This window comes from Lysobacter cavernae (assembly GCF_042648505.1).
GTDB classification, from domain to species: Bacteria; Pseudomonadota; Gammaproteobacteria; order Xanthomonadales; family Xanthomonadaceae; genus Lysobacter_L; species Lysobacter_L cavernae.
This window is the reverse complement of sequence record NZ_JBHRXK010000001.1, coordinates 512,774-536,797: the sequence shown is the minus strand read 5'-3', so window position 1 is coordinate 536,797 and position 24,024 is coordinate 512,774. Positions and strand designations below refer to the sequence as shown.

The 24,024-nt window shown below is 67.1% G+C and carries 22 protein-coding genes and 1 tRNA gene; 16 read left to right on the top strand and 7 right to left on the bottom strand.

Features of this window, described 5'->3' with window-relative positions:
- Nucleotides 1-11: 11 nt before the first annotated feature.
- A complete protein-coding gene (gene obgE, locus ACFOLC_RS02425; protein ID WP_386757174.1) occupies nt 12-1,094 on the top strand; it encodes a GTPase ObgE in 1,083 nt (360 codons plus the stop codon).
- A 196-nt stretch (nt 1,095-1,290) separates the two neighbouring features.
- On the opposite strand, the gene rpsT is transcribed toward obgE, so the two are convergent.
- Nucleotides 1,291-1,560 carry a 30S ribosomal protein S20 gene (rpsT, locus tag ACFOLC_RS02420; RefSeq protein WP_386757172.1) on the bottom strand — a complete coding sequence of 90 codons (270 nt, stop codon included), beginning with the start codon at nt 1,558-1,560 and terminating at the stop codon, nt 1,291-1,293.
- 104 nt (nt 1,561-1,664) lie between these two features.
- On the opposite strand from rpsT, the gene murJ reads away from it, so the two are divergent.
- From murJ to radA, 8 genes are all read left to right on the top strand, one after another.
- Nucleotides 1,665-3,296 (top strand): murein biosynthesis integral membrane protein MurJ, encoded by a 1,632-nt coding sequence (murJ, locus tag ACFOLC_RS02415; RefSeq protein ID WP_386757170.1) that lies wholly within the window; start codon nt 1,665-1,667, stop codon nt 3,294-3,296.
- A gap of 30 nt (nt 3,297-3,326) precedes the next feature.
- Nucleotides 3,327-4,277 (top strand): bifunctional riboflavin kinase/FAD synthetase, encoded by a 951-nt coding sequence (locus ACFOLC_RS02410; protein ID WP_386757169.1) that lies wholly within the window; start codon nt 3,327-3,329, stop codon nt 4,275-4,277.
- A 72-nt stretch (nt 4,278-4,349) separates the two neighbouring features.
- Nucleotides 4,350-7,163, top strand: a complete 2,814-nt coding sequence (gene ileS, locus ACFOLC_RS02405; RefSeq protein ID WP_386757941.1) for an isoleucine--tRNA ligase — start codon at nt 4,350-4,352, stop codon at nt 7,161-7,163.
- Nucleotides 7,163-7,678, top strand: a complete 516-nt coding sequence (gene lspA, locus ACFOLC_RS02400) for a signal peptidase II (RefSeq protein WP_386757168.1) — start codon at nt 7,163-7,165, stop codon at nt 7,676-7,678. Before ileS ends, lspA begins: the two co-directional genes overlap by 1 nt.
- 9 nt (nt 7,679-7,687) lie before the next feature.
- Nucleotides 7,688-8,653: a 4-hydroxy-3-methylbut-2-enyl diphosphate reductase gene (gene ispH / locus ACFOLC_RS02395; protein WP_386757166.1), complete on the top strand. Its 966-nt coding sequence runs from the start codon at nt 7,688-7,690 to the stop codon at nt 8,651-8,653.
- Nucleotides 8,654-8,730: 77 nt separating this feature from the next.
- A tRNA-Thr gene (locus tag ACFOLC_RS02390) sits at nt 8,731-8,806 on the top strand.
- 347 nt (nt 8,807-9,153) lie between these two features.
- The gene (locus ACFOLC_RS02385) at nt 9,154-9,360 is read left to right on the top strand and encodes a hypothetical protein (protein ID WP_386757165.1); all 207 of its coding nucleotides are present in this window, start codon (nt 9,154-9,156) and stop codon (nt 9,358-9,360) included.
- A 98-nt stretch (nt 9,361-9,458) separates the two neighbouring features.
- A complete protein-coding gene (gene radA, locus ACFOLC_RS02380) occupies nt 9,459-10,874 on the top strand; it encodes a DNA repair protein RadA (protein ID WP_386757163.1) in 1,416 nt (471 codons plus the stop codon).
- 27 nt (nt 10,875-10,901) lie between these two features.
- Here radA and purU read toward each other — a convergent pair whose 3' ends face one another.
- The 6 genes from purU to ACFOLC_RS02350 form a co-directional block, all read right to left on the bottom strand.
- Nucleotides 10,902-11,780 carry a formyltetrahydrofolate deformylase gene (gene purU, locus ACFOLC_RS02375; protein ID WP_386757161.1) on the bottom strand — a complete coding sequence of 293 codons (879 nt, stop codon included), beginning with the start codon at nt 11,778-11,780 and terminating at the stop codon, nt 10,902-10,904.
- Nucleotides 11,781-11,891: 111 nt separating this feature from the next.
- Nucleotides 11,892-13,451, bottom strand: a complete 1,560-nt coding sequence (locus ACFOLC_RS02370; RefSeq protein ID WP_386757160.1) for a DHA2 family efflux MFS transporter permease subunit — start codon at nt 13,449-13,451, stop codon at nt 11,892-11,894.
- A 236-nt stretch (nt 13,452-13,687) separates the two neighbouring features.
- On the bottom strand, nt 13,688-14,872 hold the full coding sequence (locus ACFOLC_RS02365; protein ID WP_386757159.1) for an efflux RND transporter periplasmic adaptor subunit: 1,185 nt from the start codon (nt 14,870-14,872) through the stop codon (nt 13,688-13,690).
- Entirely contained in the window at nt 14,869-16,368 is a 1,500-nt protein-coding gene (locus ACFOLC_RS02360) for an efflux transporter outer membrane subunit (protein WP_386757158.1), read from the bottom strand. Before ACFOLC_RS02360 ends, ACFOLC_RS02365 begins: the two co-directional genes overlap by 4 nt.
- A 3-nt stretch (nt 16,369-16,371) precedes the next feature.
- A complete protein-coding gene (locus ACFOLC_RS02355; protein ID WP_386757157.1) occupies nt 16,372-16,827 on the bottom strand; it encodes a MarR family winged helix-turn-helix transcriptional regulator in 456 nt (151 codons plus the stop codon).
- 98 nt (nt 16,828-16,925) lie between these two features.
- Nucleotides 16,926-17,717, bottom strand: coding sequence for a cytochrome C assembly family protein (locus tag ACFOLC_RS02350; protein ID WP_386757155.1), 792 nt, complete (start codon nt 17,715-17,717; stop codon nt 16,926-16,928).
- 129 nt (nt 17,718-17,846) lie between these two features.
- Between ACFOLC_RS02350 and ffh the strand changes: the two genes are divergently transcribed.
- The 7 genes from ffh (at nt 17,847) to rplS (ending at nt 23,856) form a co-directional block, all read left to right on the top strand.
- On the top strand, nt 17,847-19,214 hold the full coding sequence (ffh, locus tag ACFOLC_RS02345) for a signal recognition particle protein (protein WP_386757153.1): 1,368 nt from the start codon (nt 17,847-17,849) through the stop codon (nt 19,212-19,214).
- Between the two features lie 139 nt (nt 19,215-19,353).
- On the top strand, nt 19,354-20,451 hold the full coding sequence (locus ACFOLC_RS02340) for a YjgN family protein (protein WP_386757152.1): 1,098 nt from the start codon (nt 19,354-19,356) through the stop codon (nt 20,449-20,451).
- Entirely contained in the window at nt 20,448-21,485 is a 1,038-nt protein-coding gene (locus ACFOLC_RS02335; protein ID WP_386757151.1) for a M48 family metallopeptidase, read from the top strand. Before ACFOLC_RS02340 ends, ACFOLC_RS02335 begins: the two co-directional genes overlap by 4 nt.
- A gap of 216 nt (nt 21,486-21,701) precedes the next feature.
- A complete protein-coding gene (gene rpsP, locus ACFOLC_RS02330; protein WP_386757939.1) occupies nt 21,702-21,959 on the top strand; it encodes a 30S ribosomal protein S16 in 258 nt (85 codons plus the stop codon).
- A gap of 40 nt (nt 21,960-21,999) precedes the next feature.
- On the top strand, nt 22,000-22,515 hold the full coding sequence (rimM, locus tag ACFOLC_RS02325) for a ribosome maturation factor RimM (protein WP_386757150.1): 516 nt from the start codon (nt 22,000-22,002) through the stop codon (nt 22,513-22,515).
- A 12-nt stretch (nt 22,516-22,527) separates the two neighbouring features.
- Nucleotides 22,528-23,328, top strand: coding sequence for a tRNA (guanosine(37)-N1)-methyltransferase TrmD (gene trmD / locus ACFOLC_RS02320; protein WP_386757149.1), 801 nt, complete (start codon nt 22,528-22,530; stop codon nt 23,326-23,328).
- 129 nt (nt 23,329-23,457) lie between these two features.
- The gene (gene rplS / locus ACFOLC_RS02315; RefSeq protein WP_386757148.1) at nt 23,458-23,856 is read left to right on the top strand and encodes a 50S ribosomal protein L19; all 399 of its coding nucleotides are present in this window, start codon (nt 23,458-23,460) and stop codon (nt 23,854-23,856) included.
- The last annotated feature ends 168 nt before the right edge of the window (nt 23,857-24,024 follow it).

Sequence of the window (24,024 nt, the reverse complement as noted above, 5' to 3'; positions counted from 1 at the left end):
CTGAGAACCCCATGAAACTCGTCGACGAAGCCGAAATCCAAGTCATCGCAGGCAACGGCGGCAACGGCTGCATCGGTTTTCGCCGCGAAAAGTTCATTCCGCTCGGCGGCCCCGATGGCGGCGACGGTGGTGAGGGCGGCAGCGTCTGGCTGGTGGCCGACGAGAACCTCAACACCCTGGTCGACTTCCGCCATCAGAAGCAGTTCCGCGCCAAGCGCGGCGAGAACGGCATGGGCCGGCAGATGTACGGCAAGGGTGGCGATGACCTGGTCATCGCCGTGCCGGTCGGCACCGTGGTCACCAACGTCGAGACCGACGAGGTGATCGGCGACCTCACCACCCACGGCGACCGCCTGCTGGTGGCCAAGGGGGGCAAGGGCGGCCTGGGCAACATGCACTTCAAGAGTTCGATCAACCGCACGCCACGCAAGGCCCTGCCAGGCTTGCCGGGCGAAGAGCGCGTGCTGCGGATGGAGCTGAAGCTGCTCGCCGACGTCGGCCTGCTCGGTTTCCCGAACGCCGGCAAGAGCACGCTGATCCGCGCGGTCTCCGCGGCGACGCCGAAGGTGGCCGACTATCCGTTCACCACCTTGTATCCGAACCTGGGCGTGGTCAGCGTCGAGCCGGGCCGCAGCTTCGTCATCGCCGACATTCCCGGCCTGATCGAGGGCGCGGCCGACGGCGCCGGGCTGGGCGCGCAGTTCCTGCGCCACCTGCAGCGCACGCAGTTGCTGCTGCATCTGGTCGACATCGCTCCCATGCCATTCGACAGCGGATCAGGTGGGGTCGAAGGCGTGAATCCGGCCGAGCAGGTGCGCGCGATCGAGCGCGAACTGGAAAAGCACGACCCCGAGCTGCTGGCCAAGCCGCGCTGGCTGGTGCTCAACAAGGCCGACCTGCTGCTGGAAGAAGAGCAGCAGGCCGCGGCGCAGGCGATCATCGACGAGTTGGGCTGGAAGGACCGCTGGTACCTGGTCTCGGCGATTGGCCGCGAAGGCACCTGGCCGATCATGCTCGACGTGATGGCGTTCTTCGATCGCCAGCGTGAAGACGCGCTGGAAGCCGCGAACGCGGCCGGTGGCCATGCGCCCTGAGCCAAGGGCGCGGGCGGCAACAGGAAGCGCGGACATGGCTGCTGGCGCGCCCGCCAGCGCCATGCCGGCTGTTGCGGCGGCCGATGTCGGTCGCGGCCTTGGCCAAAACAAAAACCCGGCCAAGGCCGGGGCGAATTTCGACCAGAACAAAAACCCGGCCGAGGCCGGGTTTTGGTTCTGCGTATCGAGCGAGCGCTTAGGCGGTCTTCAGTGCCTTGATGCGCGCGATCAGACGGCTCTTGTGGCGGGCGGCCTTGTTCTTGTGGATCAGGCCGCGCGCGCTGAAGCGGTCGAGGATCGGCTGAGCGACAGCGAAGGCGGTTTCGGCGCCGGCGGCGTCGTTCTCGCCCAGGGCCTTGAGCACCTTCTTCACAGAGGTGCGCAGCATCGAACGCTGGCTGGCGTTACGGGCGTTGCGCACGACTGCCTGCTTGGCGCGCTTCTTGGCGGACTTGATGTTTGCCACGGCGAATTCCTGGAAACTGGTAAGAGAAAAATGGGATTGCGGAAAATCAGACCCAAAAGTATGGCCGTTTCAGTGGCTTGCGTCAACCGGGCAGGGGGCGGGCGATGAGCAAGGCCGGTTTGCTGCGCTCCACCAGCATTTTCAGCGCGATGACCTTCATCTCGCGTGTCTCCGGGCTGATCCGTGACCAGGTCTACGCGTGGACGTTCGGCGCCAGCCCGATGCTGGATGCGTTCCTGGTCGCCTTCCGGATACCGAACTTCATGCGCCGGCTGTCGGCCGAGGGCTCGTTCTCGATGGCGTTCGTGCCGGTGCTGGCCGAGTACAAGGCCAAGCACGACCAGGCTGCGGTCAAGGAGCTGGTCGACCGCGTTGCCGGCACTTTGACGGCGGCCCTGGTGGTGCTGACCGCGATGGTGGTAATCGGTGCGTCCTGGATCATGCCGCTGTTCGCGCCCGGCTTCGAGCCAGGCAGCGCGCAGGGCAAGCTGGCCGAGGAGATGCTGCGCATCACCTTCCCGTACGCGCTGTTCATCTCGCTGGCGTCGATGGCGGGCGGAATCCTCAACAGTTATCAGCGTTTCGCGGTGCCCGCCCTGTCGCCGGTGCTGCTGAACCTGTCGATGATCGCCGCGGCCCTGTGCCTGGCGCCGCTGATGCGCGATTGGGGCTATGAGCCGGTGCTGGCGCTGGCCTGGGGCGTGTTCGTCGCGGGCGTGCTGCAGCTGGCATTCCAGCTGCCGTCGCTGGCGAAGCTGGGGCTGTTGCCGCGGCCGCGTTGGGGCAGGGCGCATGCGGGCGTGCGCAAGATCATGAAACTGATGGTTCCGACCCTGTTCGGCTCGTCCGTGGCGCAGGTCAACCTGCTGATCAACACCGGCATTGCTTCGTACCTGATCGTCGGCAGCGTGACCTGGTTGTATCTGACCGATCGCCTGCTTGAATTTCCGCTGGGCATGTTCGGCGTTGCCATCGGCACGGTGATCCTGCCGCACCTGGCTGGGCGCCATGCCGTGACCGATCGGCAGGGTTACTCGAAGGGGCTGGATTGGGGCTTCCGGTTGTGCCTGCTGATCGGCGTGCCGGCCTGCCTGGGCCTGGTCTTCTGCGCGCAGGCGCTGATCGCGACCTTGTTCCAGTACGGCAATTTCACCGCCGCCGACACCCGCATGGCGCAGCTGAGCCTGATGGCGCAGTCGGTCGCGGTGCCGGCGTTCCTGCTGGTGAAGGTGTTGGCGCCGGCGTTCTATTCGCGCCAGGACACCCGCACGCCGGTCAAGGCCGCCGTGGTGTCGGTGATCGTCAACGTGATGCTGACGATCGCGCTGCTGGCCGGCCTGCTGTGGCTGACCGAGATCGGCCGGGCCGCATTGGCCAGCGCCGGCGGTCATCCGTTGCAGGCTCTCGGCCGCATCCCGGGTGCGCATGCCTGCCTGGCCTTGGCGATCGCCGTGGCCGGTTGGGTCAATGCCCTGCAGTTGTGGTGGTACCTGCGCCGTGCCGCCGTGTACGAGGTTCAGCCGGGCTGGCGCCGCCTGCTGCGCCAGATCGCCGTGGCCAGCCTGGCGATGACCGCCGTGCTGATCGCGTTGCTGTGGTGTTGGCAGGACTGGACCGTGTGGCCGTGGTGGGAGCGTGCATGGAAGCTGGCGGTGGTCGTCGGCGCAGGTGCGGCTGCCTATGGCGCCATGCTGTGGCTGCAGGGGATCCGTCCGCGCGATCTGCGTGGGCATTGAGACGGCGCGCCGCGGCTATACTTCCAAGGAATGAGCAGGCTGTTTCGAGACGTCGAGGGCGGGCCGCGGTGCCCGCACGGCAGTGTGGTCTGCATCGGCGCCTTCGATGGCCTGCACCTGGGGCATCGGGCGTTGGTGCGCCACACCGTTTCGCGTGCGCACAGTTTGGGCCTGCCAGCCGTCGCGCTGAGCTTCGAGCCGCTGCCGCGCGAGTTCTTCGCGCCAGCGTCGCCGCCGCCGCGGTTGTTGCTGCCACGGGCCAAGGCCGAAGGGCTGTTCGCGCTCGGAGTCGATCAGGTCGGGTTGCTGCGTTTCAACGCCCGTCTCAGCGGCGTGAGCGCGGAGGAATTCGTGCGCAGCGTGCTGATCCGGCACCTGGCCGCGCGCGAGGTCTGGGTTGGGCCGGAGTTCCGTTTCGGCAAGGGCCGCAGCGGCGACCTGGCTTTGCTGCATCGCATCGGCAGCGAGTCCGGCTGTGTTGCCGGCGAGATCGAGCCGGTGCTGCTCGACGGCGAGCGCGTGTCCAGCACGCGCATCCGCGAGGCCTTGCAGCAGGGCGATTTCGCTGCGGCTGCACGCTGGCTGGGGCGCCCGTACGCGATCGGCGGACGGGTCGTGCGCGGCCAGCGGCTCGGCCGTACGCTCGGTTTCCCGACCGCCAACCTGCGCTTCGCCGGCAAGACACCGGCGCTGTCGGGCATCTACGCCACATGGGTGCACGGCGTCGACGCGAAGCCGTGGTCGTCGGTGTCGAGCCTGGGTACCCGGCCGACCGTGGCCGGCGTCGAGCCCTTGCTCGAAGCCCATCTGTTCGATTTCGACGGCGATCTGTACGGTCGCCGCATCGAGGTCGAGTTCGTCGCGAAGCTGCGCGACGAGCTGAAATTTTCCGATCTGCCGGCGTTGACCGCGCAGATGCACCGCGATGCCGAGCAGGCGCGCGCCATCCTTTCGCAAGACCGACCAAGAGCTTTCGCCTGAGCGCCCGCTGTGACCAATAACGATCAGAACCAGTACAAAACCACCTTGCACCTGCCCGCGACGGAGTTCCCGATGCGCGGCGACCTGCCCAAGCGCGAGCCGGAGACGCTGGCGCGCTGGGAGGGCGAGGAGCTGTACCAGCGCATCCGCGAAAAGGTCGGCAACCGCGAGCGCCGCTTCGTGCTGCACGACGGTCCGCCGTACGCCAACGGCGCGATCCATATCGGCCACGCTGTCAACAAGGTGCTCAAGGACATCGTGGTGAAGTCGAAGCTGCTGGCCGGCTTCGATGCGCCCTATGTGCCGGGTTGGGACTGCCACGGTCTGCCGATCGAGCACCAGGTCGAGAAGAAGTACGGCAAGGTCGGCGACAAGCTCGATGCGGCCGCGTTCCGGCAGAAGTGCCGCGAATACGCCGCAGAACAGATCGACCTGCAGCGCCGCGACTTCAAGCGCCTGGGTGTGCTCGGTGACTGGGAAAATCCATACCGGACGATGGATTTCCGCTACGAGGCGGACACCATCCGTTCGCTGGCGAAGATCGTCGAACGCGGCCACCTGGTGCGCGGTGCCAAGCCGGTACACTGGTGCTTTGACTGCGGCTCGGCGCTGGCGGAGGCCGAGATCGAGTACGCCGACAAGGTGTCCGACGCCATCGACGTCGCCTACGACGCGCGTCGCCCGGCCGCACTGGCGGCGCTGTTCGGCGCCACCATCGACGACGACGTGCGCGTGGCGATGCCGATCTGGACGACCACGCCGTGGACGCTGCCGGCGAGCCTGGCGGTGACGGTCGGTCCCGAGCTGGACTACGTGCTGGTCGAAGGCCCGCGTGCGGCTGACGGCGGCCGTCGCCTGCTCGTGCTGGCCGAGGCGCTGGCAACCGGGTCGTTGGCACGCTACGGCATCGAAGACGTGGTGGTGCTCGGTCACGCGCAGGGCGCGGATCTGGCCGGCCAGCGGTTGCAGCATCCGTTCTACGCACAGCGCGACATCCCTGTGCTGGTTGGCGATCACGTCTCCGCCGAAGACGGCACTGGCGTGGTCCACACCGCTCCGGGCCACGGCCAGGAGGACTACGCGGTCGCGCTGAAGGACGGGCTGCTTGATGGCTACACCGCGGCGCAGATCAATCCGGTCGACGGCCGCGGCCTGTACCTGCCGTCGACACCGCCGGCCCAAGCTGTCGATGGCGAGGGCGTCACGCTCGCCGGCCTGCACATCTGGAAAGCCGCCGAGCCCATCCTTGGCGTGTTGCGCGCCAGCGGTCATCTGCTTGCCGCAAGCAAGCTCACCCACAGCTACCCGCATTGCTGGCGCCACAAGACGCCGGTGGCGTTCCGCGCCACGCCGCAGTGGTTCATCTCGATGGAACAGGCCAACCTGCGCCGCGACGCGTTGGCACAGATCGGCAAGGTCGGCTGGGTGCCGGAGTGGGGCGAGGCGCGCATCTACAACATGATCGAAGGCCGTCCGGACTGGACGATCTCGCGCCAGCGTTACTGGGGCGTGCCGATCGCGCTGTTCTACGACCGCGAGACCGGTGAACCGCACCCGCGCTCGGCCGAGGTGATGCGCCAGGTCGCCGACAAGGTCGAATGGGAAGGCGCCGACGCCTGGTATGCGATGACCGCGCAGGACCTGCTTGGCGACGAGGCGGCGCGCTACGAGAAAGTCACCGACATCCTCGACGTCTGGTTCGACTCCGGTGTCAGCCATGAGTGCGTGCTCGCCCAGCGCCCGCAGGACGGCCTGTACAAGCCGGCCGACCTGTACCTGGAAGGCTCCGACCAGCATCGCGGCTGGTTCCACAGCTCGCTGCTGACCGGAGTGGCGATGGACGGCGTGGCGCCTTACCGGCAGGTGCTGACGCATGGTTTCACTGTCGACGAGCAGGGCAAGAAGATGTCCAAGTCGCTCGGCAACACGGTCGAGCCACAGAAGGTCATCAACGCGATGGGCGCCGACGTGCTGCGCCTGTGGATCGCCTCGACCGATTACCGCAACGAAATCTCGGTGTCCGACAACATCCTCAAGCGCAACGCCGACGTCTACCGTCGCATCCGCAACACCGCGCGTTTCCTGCTCGCCAATCTCAACGGCTTCGATCCGGTCGTGCACCTGCGTCCGCTCGAGGACATGGTCGCGCTCGACCGTTGGATCGTGCATCGCGCCGCGCAGCTGCAGGACCGCATCGCATCCGCCTACGAGCGTTACGACTTCGCCGAGATCGTGCAGGCGCTGTCGAACTTCTGCAGTGTCGATCTCGGCTCGCTGTACCTGGACGTGACCAAGGACCGCCTGTACACGATGCCGGAGGACTCGCGCGGGCGCCGCTCGGCGCAGAGTGCGATGTACCGCATCGCCGAGGCGTTCGTGCGCTGGATCGCGCCGGTGCTGAGCTTCACCGCCGACGAGATGTGGCGTTACCTGCCCGGTGAGCACGAGGACAATGTGCTGTTCGCCACCTGGTACGACGGACTGGCCGTGCTGCCAGAGGACGCGCCGCTGTCGGCCGAGGATTTCGATCGCCTGCTGGCGTTGCGCGAGGACATCAGCAAGACGCTGGAGCCGATGCGCGCCGCCGGCGAGATCGGCGCCGCGCTCGAGGCCGAGCTCGCGTTGCGCTGCGGCGTCGCCGACCAGAACTGGCTGGCGCCGTTTGCCGACGAGTTGCGGTTCCTGTTCATCAGCGGCGACGTCGAGATCATCGCCGACGACACCGTCAAGGACATCGCCGTGCTGGCGACGCCGACCGGCAAGAGCAAGTGCGTGCGCTGCTGGCAATACCGCGCCGACGTTGGCACCGATACCGCGCATCCGGGCCTGTGCGGCCGCTGCGTCGAGAACATCGAAGGCGCTGGCGAAGACCGGAGGTGGTTCTGATGGCGGCGGTGCGACCCAACGCGTTGCCGTGGCTGGGGTTGTCGGCCCTGGTGATCGTGCTCGATCAGCTGACCAAGCTGTGGGTGCTGAAGGCGCTGCCCGAGTACACCGCGATACCGGTGATCGAAGGCTTCTGGAACTGGTACCGCACCTACAACACTGGTGCGGCGTTCAGCTTTCTCAGCGACGCCGGCGGCTGGCAGAAGTACTTCTTCGTGGTGCTGGCGCTGGCGATCACCGGACTGCTCGGCTACTGGCTGACACGCACCCCGCGTCGCGACTGGAAGAATGCGCTGCCGTTCGCGCTGGTGATCGGCGGTGCGATCGGCAACGTGATCGACCGCCTGCTGCACGGCCATGTGGTCGATTTCATCCAGTGGCACTGGCGCGACCACTACTGGCCGGCGTTCAACATCGCCGATTCGGCGATCGTCGCCGGCGCGGTCGGCATCGCCCTGTTCGGGCTGTTCGGCGGCAAACCAGACGGCAAGCCTGACAAGCGGGCAGGGGAGTAAAATCACGCCATGGACGTACTGCTCGCCAACCCCCGCGGTTTCTGTGCCGGTGTCGACCGCGCCATCGAGATCGTCAAGCGCGCGATCGAGACCCTCGGCGCGCCGATCTACGTGCGTCACGAGGTCGTGCACAACCGCTTCGTGGTCGACGACCTCAAGCACCGCGGCGCGGTCTTCGTCGAGGAACTCGACGAGGTGCCGGACGGCGCCACGGTGATCTTCAGCGCCCACGGCGTCTCCAAGGCCGTGCGCGAGGAGGCAGAACGCCGTGCACTCAAGGTGTTCGACGCGACCTGCCCGCTGGTGACCAAGGTCCACCTGGAAGTGTCGCGGCATTGCCGCGCCGGTCGCGATGTCGTGCTGGTTGGCCATGAAGGCCACCCGGAAGTCGAAGGCACCATGGGCCAGTGGAAGCGCGAAATCGGCTCAGGGCTCGCTTCAAGTGGCCACATCTATCTGGTCGAGGACACCGACGATGTCGCCGCGCTGGTGGTGGGCCAGCCCGAGAATCTGGCGTACACCACCCAGACCACGTTGTCGGTGGATGACACGCGCGTGGTGATCGAGGCGCTCAAGACCAAGTTCCCGGCGATTCAGGGGCCGCGCCACGACGACATCTGCTACGCCACCCAGAATCGCCAGGACGCTGTGCGCGAACTCGCGGCCAAGTGCGACCTGGTGCTGGTGGTCGGCTCGATCAACAGCTCCAACTCCAACCGGCTGCGCGAACTGGCCGAGCGTGAGGGCATCGAGGCCTATCTGATCGACGGCGCGGTCGAGATCAACCCGGCCTGGGTGCAGGGTCGCAAGCGCATCGGCATCACCGCCGGCGCCTCGGCCCCGGAAGTGCTGGTACGCGGGGTGATCGAGCGCCTGCGCGAGCTGGGCGCCCAGCACGTGGGCGAGCTGGACGGCGAGCCCGAGGACATGGTCTTCGCGCTGCCCAAGGAGCTGCGCCTGCAACTGGTCAATTGACCGCAAAGCCGCGTAGCGCCTAGAATTCGCCTCCCGCACGCTTTGCCGGCGCGGGTGGCCCACGGGCAAGGTTTCATGCCGGAATAGCTCAGTTGGTAGAGCGGCGCATTCGTAATGCGTAGGTCGTAGGTTCGATTCCTATTTCCGGCACCATGTGGCTCCGACGGCGGTATGACCGCCCGGTGAATGATCCGAAGGCCGCAGACCGGCCGGACGCTCCCAAAGCCCCGCTGATGCGGGGTTTTGTGTTTGCGCGGGTTGCAGCTTTGCGTCGCATCCCACCGAAGGCGCTCCGTGGCCCACGGCGCTGCGCAGGATGAACGTTTCATGGTTCGGCAATGCCATGTTCACCAATTTTTAGCCTTGAGATCGCCACCATGCCGCCTGTCCTTGGATGAGGTATCGACAAGGTGTTGAACATGCGGATGGATGTATTTGTGGTGGGCGCAGACGAAGGCTATGTAGTGGCTCCTTGCGGGGCGCCATTGCCGGACGAGGAAATGACTGCGCTGGGCGAATTGCACTTCGGCTGGGTCATGGACAGCGACATGGCGACGCCGCGGCTGGATTGGCAGGGCATCGTCAAGGACATCGATGCACGCGGCTACAGTGTCGTCCCGCAAGGCGATGTCGCGGGCCTGCTCGGTACGCCGCAGCAGGAGCTGAGCGCGTTCTATCCCGAGCATCACGTGCGCTTTGCGGCGTAGCGGCGCGAACACCGCAGACAGGGGCAATCCAATCGCCAGTCTCGCGCGACGCGACGCAGGCCCGGTACAGTGCGGGACTTTCCCGATGTGCCACCGCCATGTCCAAACCCGTCGCCAAGTCCTCGGCCAAGGCCGCCCGCACCGCCTATGTCTGTTCCGAATGCGGGGCCGACTACAACAAGTGGCAGGGGCAGTGCGGTGAGTGCGGCGGCTGGAACACGTTGAGCGAATTCGTCGTCGAGCCGGCCACCAAGGCCGCCGGCGGCGTCGCGGCCAGCCGGCGCAGCAGTTGGGCCGGCAAGGTCGATGCGCCGGCGGTCACGGCGCTGAAGGACGTGAGTCATTCCGAGGAGGCGCGCGTCGGCACCGGCATTGGCGAATTCGATCGCGTGCTGGGCGGCGGGCTGGTGCACGGTTCGGTGGTGCTGGTCGGCGGCGACCCGGGCATCGGCAAGTCGACCCTGCTGTTGCAGGCGATCAGCCAGATGGCGCAGACCCTGCCGGGCCTGTACGTGACCGGCGAGGAGTCGCTGGGACAGGTTGCCGGCCGCGCTGCGCGCCTGGGCTTGCCGATCGATGGCGTGCATGCGCTGGCCGAGACCGGCGTCGAGCGCATCCTCGAGCACGCGGCGAAGATGCGGCCGAGCCTGATCGTGGCGGATTCGGTGCAGACCCTGTGGACCGAGGAATTGAGTGCGGCGCCGGGCTCGGTCAGCCAGGTGCGCGAGAGTGCGGCACGGCTGGTGCGCTATGCCAAGGAAACCGGCACCGCCGTATTCCTGGTCGGCCACGTCACCAAGGAGGGCGGCATCGCCGGCCCGCGCGTGCTTGAGCACATGGTCGATGCGGTGCTGTATTTCGAGGGCGAAAGCGGCAGTCGTTTCCGTGTGCTGCGCGCGTTCAAGAACCGCTTCGGCGCGGTCAACGAACTGGGCGTGTTCGCGATGAGCGACAAGGGCCTGCGCGAAGTGCCCAACCCTTCGGCGATCTTCCTGTCGGGCAGCCGCAGCCCACAGCCGGGCAGCTGCGTGATGGTCACGCGCGAGGGCACGCGGCCGCTGATGGTGGAAGTGCAGGCGCTGGTCGATGCCTCGCCGCTGTCGAACCCGCGCCGCGTTGCGGTCGGCATGGAGGGCAACCGCCTGGCGATGCTGCTGGCGGTGCTGCATCGCCACGGCGGGGTGGGTGTCGGTGATCAGGACGTGTTCGTCAACGTGGTCGGCGGCATCCGCGTGCAGGAGACCGCCGCCGACCTGCCGGTGCTGCTCGCCGTGCTGTCGTCGCTGCGCGACCGGCCGCTGGCCGAGCAGACCGTGGCCTTCGGCGAGGTTGGACTATCGGGCGAGATCCGCCCGGTGCCGAACGGCGAGGAACGATTGAAGGAAGCCGCCACGCACGGCTTCAAGCGCGCGATCGTGCCCAAGGGCAATGCCCCCAAGAGCGGCAAGGTCGGCGACATGGCCGTGATTGCGGTAGAGCGGCTGGCCGAGGCGCTGGAAGCGGCTGCGGATTGACGCTGTTCCGCCGTAATCGCCCGGTTTCTAGACCGCGAACACCACCGTCTTGCCATCGTTGAGCAGGATGCGGTCGTCGAGGTAGTAGCGCAGCGCCTGCGCCAGCACGCGGCGCTCGATGTCGCGACCGATGCGGATCAGGTCGGCGGGGGTGTCGTGGTGGCTGACGCGCTGGGTGTCCTGCTCGATGATCGGACCTTCGTCGAGATCGGCAGTGACGAAGTGCGCGGTGGCGCCGATCAGTTTCACGCCACGGGCGTGGGCGTGGTGGTAAGGCCGTGCGCCCTTGAAGCCGGGCAGGAACGAGTGGTGGATATTGATGCAGCGTCCGGCCAGACGCTCGGTCAGCGTCGCCGACAGCACCTGCATGTAGCGCGCCAGTACCACCAGCTCGGTCTGGGTGTTTTCGATCAGTGATCCCAGCACCGCTTCCTGCTCGTGCCTGCGGCCCTGGTCGACCGGCAGGTAGTGAAACGGTGCGCCGTCGAAGTCGAGGTGGCGGTAGGTGTCGCGCGGGTGGTTGGCGACGATCGCGGTGATCTCCATCGGCAGTTCACCGATGCGCCAACGGTAGAGCACGTCGGCCAGGCAATGGTCGAACTTCGAGGCCAGCAGCATGACCCGCCGCCGCTGGCTGCGGTCGCGCAGGGTCCAGCGCATGCCAAACCCCTGTGCCAGCGCGTCGAAGCCATCCTGCAACACCTCGAAAGACGATTCCACCGCCGGCAGGGCGAACACGGTGCGCATGAAGAAACGATCCGTGTCGAGGTCGTTGTACTGCTGCGATTCGAGGATGTTGCCGCCATGCCGGAACAGATGGCCGGTGACGGCATGGACGATGCCGGGACGGTCGGGACAGGACAGGGTGAGCACGTACTGATGGGGCGCGGATTGGGACGGGTCCATCGTCGACTCACCGTGGAGGTCATGCCCCCTATAACGCGAGCGGTGCGGCGTGGCGGGCACCGCAAGTCACAAGGGCGAGGTCCGCCTGGCCCTTGTCGAGGCGCCTGCGGCTCAATGTCCACCCGCGGCCGCGCCGCTGACCTTGGCCACGAACGGCGGTTTGGCGAGCCAGACGAAGGCGATCACCCCGAGGAAGATGAGGCCGAGCAGGTAGAAGATCTCGTTGAAGCTGATCTGTGCGGCCTGGTTGGAGATCATGCGCTCCAGCATCACCGCGCCGCGCTGCAGGTCGCCGCCGCCCATGCGTGTGACGGTGTCGACGGTGGCCGGGTCGTAGCCGGAAACCTTCTCGGTCAGGTGGGCGTGGTGCACGGCGCCGCGCTCGGTCCAGGCGTAGGTGGTGAGCGAGGCGGCGAAGCTGCCGCCGAGCGTGCGCATGAACGTCGCCAGACCCGAGCCGGCAGCGATCTCGTGCGGTTGCAGGTCCGACAGCAGGATCTGCAGCACCGGCATGAAGAACAACGCCACACCGAAGCCCTGGAACAGCTGCACCATCGCGATGTGGCGGAAATCCACGTCGAGGTTGAAGCCCGATCGCGCGAAACTGGTCATCGCCATCGCGATGAAGGCGAACGTGGCCAGCCAGCGCAGGTCGAACTTGTGCGCGTACTTGCCGACGAAGGGCGTCAGCAGCACCGGCAGGATGCCGATCGGCGCGGTGGCGAAGCCGGCCCAGATCGCGGTGTAGCCGAGATTGCGCTGCAGCCACAGCGGCACCAGGATGCCGACGCTGAAGAACGCCGCGTACGCGACCACCATCGCCGCGGTGCCGGCACTGAAGTTGCGGTGACGGAACAGGCGCAGGTTGACGATCGGGTCCTTGTCGGTCAGCTCCCAGATCACGAACACCGCCAGCGCGATCGCCGACACGATCGCCAGGGCCACGATCAGGTGCGAGCGGAACCAGTCCTCGTCATTGCCCAGATCGAGCAGGATCTGCAGCGCGCCGACACCGATCACCAAGGTGATCAGGCCGACGTAGTCCATCTTGGGTTTCTCGAGCTTCTCGGGGCGACCGCGCAACTGCCTGCCGACCACCAGGCTGGCGAAGATTCCGATCGGCACGTTGATGAAGAAGATCCATTCCCAGCTGTAGTTGTCGGTGATCCAGCCGCCGAGGATCGGCCCGGCGATCGGCGCGACCACCGTCACCATCGCCAGCAAGGCGATCGCCTGGCCGCGTTTGTGCGGTGGATAGATCGAGATCAACAGTGCCTGCGTGATCGGGTACATCGGCCCGGCGACGAAGCCCTGCAGCGCGCGCGCGGCGACCAGCAAGCCCATGCTGCTGGCCAGGCCGCACAGCAGCGAGGCGACCACGAACAGGAGCGTGGCCCAGACGAACAGCTTGCGCTCGCCGAAGTGGCGCGTCAGCCAGCCGGTCAGCGGCAACGCGATGGCGTTGCTCACCGCGAACGAGGTGATCACCCAGGTCGCCTGATTGGCGCTGCCGCCGAGGTTGCCGGAGATGGTCGGCAGCGACACGTTGGCGATGGTGAGGTCGAGCACCTGCATGAACGACGCCAGCGCCAGGCCGAGCGTGGTCAGCGCGATGTTGGGCGGACGGAAGCCGGCCTGGGCGGGGGCGGTGCTGGAGGAGGACGATGACATGGCAGTTCCTGGTGTTACGTCATCTCCTCAGACGGGATGACGTAGGACACAAATCCGCTTTTGCTCGTCATCCCCGCGCAGGCGGGGATCCATGGACTCTGCTTTTCAGGAGTAACGTCCATGGATTCCCGCCTTCGCGGGAATGACGGCTTGGGGTAGATGAAGCCCGGGAAAGGCCGCGCCCGGGTGGTCTTTCCAGGTGCGTCGCTTGCGCGGGCTGCACCGCTACTTGTTGCTCAGCTGCGTCGCGTACCCGGCAGGTTGTCGCGGATGACCTGGTCGATCAGCGCATCGGCATCGGCCAGTTGCCTGGCGTAGGCCTGGGTGGTCAGCACCGGCTTGTTTGGCGGCGCATCGGCCAGCACCGCGCCGCTGCGGTCACGCAGGCTGACGTCGGCGTGCATGCTCAGGCCCAGTCGCAGCGGGTGTTCGACGAGCTGCTTGGGATCGAGCTCGATGCGCACCGGCACGCGTTGCACGATCTTGATCCAGTTGCCGCTGGCGTTCTGCGCCGGCAACAGCGAGAACGCGCTGCCGGTGCCGAGGCCGAGGCTGGTGAGTTTGCCGGTGTAGGTGACCTCGTCGCCGTACAGGTCGGCATGCAGCTCGACCGGCTGGCCGAGGCGCATGTGCGGTAGTTGGGTTTCCTTGAAGTTGGCTTCGACCCAGACCTGCTCCAGCGGCACGATCGTCAGCAGCGTGGTGCCCGGCTGCACGCGCTGGCCGAGTTGCACGTTGCGCTTGGCGACATAGCCCGACACCGGCGCGACGATCGCCGCGCGCTGCAGGTTGAGGTAGGCCTGGCGCAGCTGCGCCGCTGCGGCCTGCACCTGCGGCTGATCGGCGACCGTGGTGGCATCGACCAGGGCGCGGTTGCGCGACAGGTTGCCAGTGGATGCGCGCAACCCGGCCTCGAGCACGGCCAGCTCGTTGCGGGCGTGGGCGAGTTCTTCGGCTGAGACCGCGCCGTTGGCGACCAGGCCTTCGCGGCGCTTGAGGTCGGCGCGGGCGCGTTCCACCGAGGCCTGGCGGGCGGCCAGATCGGCCTGGCCGGAGTCGACCGCGCTGTACAGGCCACGCACCTGACGCACGGTGTTGGCGAGGTTGGCGACGGCCTGCTCGTAGGCGACCTTGGCGTCGTTCGGATCGAGCTGCACCAGCACCTGGCCGGCGACGACCTTCATGCCGTCATCGGCGCCGATGCTGACCACGGTGCCGCTGGTCTGTGGGGTGATGCTGACCACGTTGCCCTGCACGTAGGCGTCGTCGGTGTCCTGATGCCAGCGCGCCACCAGCAGGTACCAGGCGGTGCTGGCGATCGTGGCGATCACCACCGCGGCGAGCAGGATCAGCAGCGCCTTCTTGCGCTTGCCGTTGGTTTGCGGCGCGGCCGAGGCGTTGGGGTTGAGTTCGGTGGTCATGGCGTGGGGGCCTTGGCGATGTCGTCAGAAGAATCCGGGGCGTTGAGAACCAGCCCGCCGCCGAGCGCACGATCGAGATCGATCGAGGCGGCCAGGCGGCGCGCATGCAGCTGCGTGAGTTGCTTGTCCAGTTCGAGCAACGGGCGTTGCGCGGCGAGCACATCGAGCTGGGTGCCGAGGCCGGCGCGGTAGCGGGTCGTGGCGATCTCCCAGGCCTGCTGCGCGGCATCGCGCGCCTGCGTACCCGAAACGATCTGCGCATCCAGCGAACGCGACGCCTGCAACACGTCGGCGACTTCGCGCAGTGCCCCGACCAGGCTCTGGTTGTAGTTGGCGACGGCCAGGTCGTACTCGGCATTACTGCGGGCGAGCTGGTTGCGCAGGCGCCCGCCGTCGAAGATCGGCAGGCTGATCGCGGGGCCGCCCTGCAGCAACAGCGCGTCGCTGCCGAACAGGTCGCCTAGGTTGCCCGCGGCCAGGCCGGCCATCGCGCTGAGGTTGGTGGTCGGGTAGAACGCCGCCTTGCTGGCCTGGATGCCATGCTGCGCGGCTTCGACGCGCCAGCGTGCGGCGACCACGTCGGGGCGATGGCCGAGCAGCTCGCTCGGCAGCACCGCGGGCACTTGCGGGGTGCCGGCGGTCAGCAACGTCGGCGGGGCGATGTCGAGGCCACGGTCCGGGCCCTTGCCGAGCAGGGCGGCGAGCGCATTGCGGGTGGTTTCGATCTCGTGCGCACTGGCCTGGATCTGCTGCTGGGCGCTGGCGACGGCGCTTTCGGCCTGGCGGATCTGCAACTGGTTGTCGAGGCCGGCGGCTACGCGCTGGCGGCCGAGTGTCAGCAGGCGGGTGGCGCGCTCGCTGTCGGCAACGGCGACGTCGTGTGCGGCGTGGGCCTGCGCCAGCACCACGTATGCGCGGGCGATGCCCGACGACAGCGTCAGGCGTGCGGCCTGCGCGTCGACTTCGGCGGCGCGGGCCTGGCCGAGTGCGGCCTGCCAGTGAGCGCGTTCGCCACCCCACAGGTCAAAGGTGTACTTGAAGTTGAGGCTCAACAGGCCGACGCCCTGGTACGAGCCGCCGATCGGCTCGGGGGCGACCGTCTCGGGAATCTGCAGGCCGGAGTATTGCGCGCTGGCGCCCAGCGTCGGCTTGCGCGCGGCATCGGCCAGGCCGGCCTGCGCGATCGCCTGGCGCATACGCGCGTCGGCGGCGGCAAGGCTCGGCGTGCCGGCCAGGGCTTCGTCGATCAGTGCATTCAGTTGTGAGTCGCCGAGCGAAGTCCACCAGTCCTGGCGTGGAAACGCCGCGGCGGACACCGCCGACGGGCCGAGGTTGCGCTGGCTGTGCAGCGTGTCGGCATCGATCGGCACGCCTTCTGGGGTCAGGCCGCGCGAACTCGCGCAGCCAGCCAGGATGGCTGCCAGCAGCGGTGCCGCCGTCAGCACGGTGAGCACGGGCTTCAGCCCGCGCAGCGGGCGAGTGTCAGGAATGGCCATGGGTCAGGAGTCGGAAAGGGAAAGGTTGTCGCGCACTTGTTCGAGCAGGCGCATGAGCTGCTCGCGTTCGGTTTCGCTGATGCCGGTCATGGCGCACTCACGCACGCGCTGGCCGCACTGGTTGACGTCCTGCCACATGGCCAGGCCGGTCTGCGTGAGATGGATGTGCAGGGCGCGGCGGTCGGCCGGATCAGCGACCCGGGTGACGAAGCCACGGGCTTCGAGCTTGTCGAGCAGGCGGGTCATCGCGCCGGGATTGAGCTCGGCGAAGCGGGCCAGGTCGGTCACGCCGGCCGGGCCGTTGGCAAGCATCTTCAGGGTGATGTACTGGCTGAAGGTCAGCTCATGGCCGGCAGCGGCCAGCTCGTGCTCCATCCGCGCCCACATGGCGTCGCGGACTTGGCGGAACAGCAGGCCGAGGGTCGAACCGCTGCAGGTGACGGTGGCGGGAGTGTTCATGCCGCGGCATTTTTATAGCCTGTGCAATATTTGTCAATGCAAATATTGTCTCAACAATGGAACGGCCGGTTGCAGGCCTGAACAGGCGTAAGGCAGGGTCAGCTCGGGCGGCGGAGCACCAGTTCGAGCACGAACTTGCTGCCGAAGAAGGCCAGCACCAGCAGGGCCATCGCGACCAGGGTCCAGCGCACCGCGGTGGCGCCGCGCCAACCGTAGCGCCAACGGCCGAGCAGCAGGCCGCCGAAGGCCAGCCACGACAGCAGGCTGAGCACGGTCTTGTGGACCAGGTGCTGGGCGAGCAGGTTCTCGACGAACACCAGGCCGGTCAGCAAGGTGGCGGTCAGCAGCACGAAGCCGACCGCGATGGTGCGGAACAGCAGCGTTTCCAGCTCGACCAGCGGCGGCAGGGCGCGCAACCAGTGGTGGAATTCGCGTCGGCGCAGGGCGCGCTCCTGCAGCCACAGCATGACCGCCAGCAGGGCGGCGATCGCCAGCGTGGCGTAGGCGAGCAGGGCGAACCAGGCATGCAGTTGCAGGCGCCAGTCGAGCGTCTCGGTACGCACGTGGCCGTAGCTCTGGTAGCCGAGCAGGGTCAACGCGGCCAACGGGAATACCACCACGCCGAGCGCGGCCATGCGCCCGGATGCACCGACAATCGCCGTCAATGCCGCCATGCCCAATCCGACCAGCGACAACGCAGCGAAAAAGTGCAGGTCGGCGCCGCCTGCCTGGTGCCAGGCCAGCAGGTGCGCGCCGGCGTGCAAGGCCACGGCCGTCACTGCAGGCAACAACCACAGTCGCGAGGCCGGGCGGGCATCGCGACGAACGGCGACGATGAGCAGGGCTGCCGCCAGCAGATAAAGCGCGACAGCGATGAGAACGATTGTCATCGCGGCAGTGTCGCACAGCCGCGCGACGAACCGCAGGGCCGGCGGGCCGCAGTGGCCGGGCTATACTTCGCGCCCCCGCTTTTCCTCTCCATTCGGCTTGTCCACTCTCGATCCGCAGGTAGCGTCCGCATGTTTGAATCCCTGACCCAGCGCCTGTCCGGCACCATCGAGCGCCTGCGTGGCCGCGGCCGTCTGACCGAGGAAAACATCCGCGAGTCGCTGCGCGAGGTCCGCATCGCCCTGCTTGAGGCCGACGTCGCGTTGCCGGTGGTGCAGGCTCTGATCGAGCGCATCAAGGTGCGCGCGGTCGGCCAGGAAGTGCTGAAGTCGCTCACCCCGGGCCAGGCGTTGATCAAGGTCGTCCGCGACGAGATGACCGCGGTCATGGGCGCACAGGCCGCCGACCTCAACCTCAACGTGCCGGCGCCCGCCGTCATCCTGATGGCCGGCCTGCAGGGCGCGGGCAAGACCACCACGGTGGCCAAGCTCGCCAAGCACCTGAAGGAAAAGCGCAAGAAGAAAGTGATGGTGGTGTCGGCCGACGTCTACCGGCCGGCCGCGATCGAGCAGCTCAAGCAGCTGGCGCAGCAGGTCGACGTGCTGTTCTTCCCGTCGTCGGCCGACCAGAAACCCGAAGCCATCGTCAAGGCCGCCATCGACGACGCGCGCAAGTCCTACGTCGACGTGCTGATCGTCGACACCGCCGGCCGAACCAGCATCGATGAAGCGATGATGGCCGAGATCAAGGCGCTGCACGCCGCGGTCAATCCGGTCGAGACGCTGTTCGTGGTCGACTCGATGACCGGCCAGGACGCCGCCGTCACCGCCAAGCATTTCGGCGAAGCGCTGCCGCTGACCGGCGTGGTGCTGACCAAGACCGACGGCGACGCCCGCGGCGGTGCCGCGCTGTCGGTGCGCTACATCACCCAGCGCCCGATCAAGTTCATCGGCGTCGGCGAGAAGCCCGACGGCCTGGACGTGTTCCACCCCGACCGCATCGCCAGTCGCATCCTCGACATGGGCGACGTGCTGTCGCTGGTCGAGCAGGTCGAGCAGCAGGTCGACCAGGACAAGGCCAAGAAGCTCGCCGAGAAGGTCGCCAAGGGCAAGAAGTTCGACCTCAACGACATGCGCGACCAGCTCGAGCAGATGCAGAACATGGGCGGCCTGCACGGGCTCATGGACAAGTTGCCGGGCATGGGCCAGATCCCGGACTCGGTGAAGAGCCAGGTCACCGGCAAGGAAGTACCGCGGATGGTGGCCATCATCAATTCGATGACCCGCAAGGAGCGCCGCAACCCGGGCCTGCTGAACGGCTCGCGCCGTGCCCGCATCGCGAAGGGCGCCGGCATGACCCCGGCCGACGTCAACAAGCTGATGAAGCAGTATCAGCAGATGGAAAAGATGATGAGCAAGCTCTCCGGCGGCGGCATGAAAGGCCTGATGCGCGGCATGAAGGGCATGATGGGTGGCCGCGGCGGGATGCCGTTCCGCTGAGTTCGGCTGCGTGCGCGGTGGCCCTGCGCCGGGCGTGAAGATCGGGTAACGTCGCTGCCAATGCCGGGCTGGGGAGCCCGGCAGGACGTTGCATGCTTCATGCATCGATCTGCCGGCTCGCCGGCTTCAGGGGGAAAACATGCTCGACAGAATCCCGCCGACCTGGTCGGCCGATGATTTCCATGCGCCCGCGCCCGTGGAATCCACGCAGGTAGTGCGCCATGGCCCGCAGTTCAGCGGTCGCGCCGGCGAGTACTTCGGTATCTGGTTTGTCAACCTGCTGCTGAGCATTGTCACGCTGGGCATCTACTCGGCCTGGGCCAAGGTGCGCACCGAGCGCTATTTCTACGCCAACACGCGGCTTGCCGATTCGAGTTTCGACTACCTCGCCAATCCGCTGGCGATCCTCAAGGGGCGGCTGATTGCCTATGCCGTGGTGATCGCACTGGTGGTGAGCTCGAAGTTCTCGCCCGGCCTGTACCTGCTGCTCATCCTTGCGATTGCCCTCATGGTGCCGGCGTTGCTGGTGTTGACCTTGCGCTTTCGTGCGCGCAATTCCGCATGGCGCGGGTTGTCGTTTCGTTTCGATGGCGGGATCGGCGAGGCTTACGGTCCGTTCCTGCTGTGGGGCTGGCTCAGCGGCATGACCTTGTCGCTGCTGTATCCGGTCATGAAGAAGCGCCAGCACGAATTCCTGGTCGAAAGTCACCGCTATGGCGTCAAGCGCTTCAGTTATCGCGGCCAGACCGGTGCCTATTACGTGCCGTATGCGATCGCCGTGGGCGTGGTAGTGGCTGGCTTGATCGCGGTCGTGATGCTGGCGGGCAGTGCCGTAGCTACCGGAGGCTCCGGCGCCAAGGCGGCTGCCGGGATGGGTTTTGCCTTCGGGATTGCGGCGTTCTACCTGGGGTTCTTCGCGGTGATGATCTTCCTGCAGGTGCGATACCACAATTTGTTGTGGAACAGCGCCCGCCTGGGGCCTCACCGCTTCGAGTCGACGCAGCGCGTGCGTGACCTGCTCTGGATCTACTTCTGCAACCTCGTGGCGATCGTCTGCACGCTAGGCCTGGCGGTGCCGTGGGCGATGGTGCGGCTGGCACGGTACCGCGCCGAGCATTTCACGTTGCTGGCCGCGGGCAACATCGAGGAGTTCGTCGCGGCCTCCGAAAGCCGTCATGCGGCCGCCGGAGCCGAACTGGTGGATGCCCTGGACGTTGGCATGGACCTGGGCTTTTGAACGAGCTCACCGGCCAATGGTTCGATGGTCGGTCCAGCCGCGCCCTTGGGGTGCGGCTGCGGCTGGCCATGCCGGGAGTGCTGCGGGTTGAGGACGCACAGGGTGACGCACACGATTGGCCGCTGGCCGAAATCACGCTCAGTCCGCGCCTGGGCAGCACGCCACGCATGTTGCGCCGGCACGGGCATGGCCAGATCGAATGTGCCGACTCGCCTTTGCTCGATGCCTGGCTGCCGCGCCATTCCAGTCGGATCGAGGCCTTCGCGGACTGGCTGGAACGGCGGCGCACGGCGATTGCCCTCGCGGCATTCGTGACGGTGCTGACTACGGTCGGCTTCGTCCAGTTCGGCGTGCCTGCACTCGCTAGGGTGGTGGCCGAGCGGATACCACAGGCAGTGGAGCGCCATGCCAGCGCACAGGTGGTGGTACTGCTGGAGCGCAGTCATCTCGCGCCGACGCAGCAGTCGCCTGATCGCCAGGCCCGGCTCCAGCGTGAGTTCGCGCACCTGATCCAGGACGAACCGCGTGCCAGTCAGATGCAGCTGCGTATCGTCGATGCGCCAGGCATTGGCGCCAATGCGTTCGCGCTGCCGGACGGACGCATTTATGTCACCGACCAACTGCTGGCGCAGGTTGGTTCGGACGACGCGCTGCTGGCCGTGCTGGCGCATGAGGCTGGCCATCACGTGCACCGGCACGGCATGCGACAGGCTCTGGAAAGCTCCTCCGTGTTCCTGCTGGCGGGCATGTTGTTCGGCGACGTGTCCGGCTCGTCGCTGGCGGTGTCGATCCCGGCGGTGCTGCTCAGCAACGGGTTCTCGCGCGGGCATGAACGCGAGGCCGACGCCTACGCGTTCGGCCTGCTGGAACGGCGCGGCCGGTCGCCGCAGGCATTCGCCGACATGCTGCGCCGGCTTGAACGCAGCTCGCCGAAGGGCAGGGCGGAAGGGGCCGCGGGGTATCTGTCCACGCATCCGCCCAACCCGGAGCGCATCCGGGCGGCGGAGGCGGCCGCATTGACTGGAGCGCCTTGATACGGACGTTCGGGACAGAGGCCTTGTCCTTGGGGGGCTGGGCCTGGGCTCATGGCCCCTTTTAGCGGGATGGCTCGCGCCCGGGGCAGGCCGAAGGGCCTGTCCGGCGACCGGCGCGGCAGGGTCGTGCCGGGTTTCCTTCGCCAGGTCAATGGCCTACAATGCCCGGCTTACCTCGGCACGTCCGCCGACTGGGCAACACAGGAACTGCAGCACATGGTCAAGATCCGCCTTACCCGTGGTGGCGCCAAGAAGCGCCCCTTCTACCACATCATCGTTACCGACAGCCGCAGCGCCCGCGACGGCCGCAATATCGAGCGCGTCGGTTTCTACAACCCGGTCGCCCAGGGCGCCGAGAAGCGCGTCGAGCTGAACCTCGAGCGCGTCAAGCACTGGGTGTCGCAGGGTGCGCAGCTGACCGACAAGGTCGCCGACCTGTACAAGCAGGCGGCCAAGACCGCTCCTGCCGCCTGATCCGCTGGCCGCGCGTGAACAACGCGCGGCCGTTTCCGGCATGACAGACTCCGGGCGCCGCATCCTGTTGGGCAGGGTGCTAGGCGCCTTCGGCGTTCGTGGCGAAGCCAAGCTCGAGTCCTGGACCGAGCCGCGCAGCGCGATCTTCCGCTACCAGCCCTGGATCGTCCGCGACCCGCAAGGCCGCGAGCGCGAGCTTGCGGGCGTGCGTGGCAAGGAAAGCGGCAAGTACCTGGTCGCCGCGTTCCCTGACGTCAATGATCGCGATGCGGTCGAAGCGATGCGTGGCACCGAGATCTACGTGCCGCGCTCGGCCCTGCCGCCGCCCCAGCCCGACGAGTACTACTGGGTCGATCTGGAAGGCCTGCGCGTGGTAACCGTCGACGGCGTGCCGCTCGGTACGGTCACGCACCTGTTTGCCACCGGCGCCAACGACGTGCTGGTGGCGCGCGACGACGAGCGCGAGCGCATGATCCCGTTCGTGCAGCCGCAGTACGTCACCGCGGTCGATTTCGAGGCCGGGGTGGTCACGGTCGACTGGGACCCCGAGTTCTAACCGGATTGCGCCGTGCGCATCGACGTCATCAGCCTGTTTCCCGAGTTCATCGCCCAATGCGCCGCGTTCGGCGTGGTCGGGCGTGCCGGTGAGCGCGGCCTGCTGGCGCTGCACGGCTGGAACCCGCGCGACTACGCCGAAGGCAACTACCGCCGGGTCGACGAGCGCCCGTTCGGCGGCGGCCCCGGCATGGTCATGCTGATCGAGCCGCTGCGCGCCAGCCTCAAGGCGGCTCGCGAGGCCGACCCACGGCCGGCCAAGGTGATCTACCTGAGCCCACAGGGCGCGCCGTTGACCCAGGCCAAGGTGCGTGAGTTGGCCGCCCGCGAGCGTCTGATCCTGCTCTGCGGTCGCTACGAGGGCGTCGACGAACGCCTGATCCAGGCTGAGGTCGACGAGGAGATCTCGATCGGCGATTACGTATTGTCCGGTGGCGAGCTGGCAGCGGCGGTGGTCGTCGATGCGGTCGCGCGGTTGCAGGACGGAGCCCTGAACGACGCCGAATCGGCGGTCCAGGACAGCTTCGAGGACGGACTGCTCGACTGCCCGCACTACACCCGCCCGGTCGAGCATGAACTCGGCGACGTGCCGGCGGTGCTGATGTCCGGCAACCATGCCGAGATCGCCCGCTGGCGCCGGATGCAGTCGCTCGGCCGGACCTGGCAGCGCCGTGCGGACCTGATCGACGAGGCGTCCCTGTCCAAAGCCGACCGCAAGCTGCTCGACACCTACCGGGCCCAGCTGAACGGGGAAGGGGACGAAACCCCGGACGCTACCCCGGCCCAGAGCGGGCCGAAGTCGCGTAACTGCTAGTCATACAAGGGAAAAGGCCGTTATAATGCGCGGCTTCGCTACACTCTTAGCTTCATCCATGCCAGACGCGGGTCCACGTGCACTCGCGCTACAACGACACCAACAGGCAAGACTCAACAGGTCCTCCCAATGAACAAGCCCTCGCTCAATACGCTGCTGCAGAACTTCGAAGCCGAACAGGTGCAGCGCCAGCTGCCGGAGTTCAGCCCCGGCGACACCGTGATCGTCAACGTCAAGGTCAAGGAAGGCAACCGCGAACGCGTCCAGGCCTATGAGGGCGTGGTCATCGCGAAGAAGAATGCCGGCCTGAACTCGTCGTTCACCGTCCGCAAGATCTCGCACGGCTTCGGCGTCGAGCGCGTGTTCCAGACCCACAGCGCGATCATCGACTCGGTCGACGTCAAGCGCCGCGGCAAGGTCCGCGCCGGCAAGCTGTACTACCTGCGTGGTCTGGAAGGCAAGAAGGCGCGCATCAAGGAAGACTTGGCCGCCTACGCCAAGGCCAAGGCTGCTGCAGCCGCCGAGTAATCCTCCGGCTTGCTGCGCGATGACGGCCGCCTCAGGGCGGCCGTTTGCGTTTGTGGCAACTCGCTTTGCGCTGCCCGCGATGCGTCCGATCGGGTAAGACAACGCTGATCAGGTCGCTTTTGCCCGTCATTCCCGCCTTCGCGGGAATGACGGCACTTATTCAGCCTT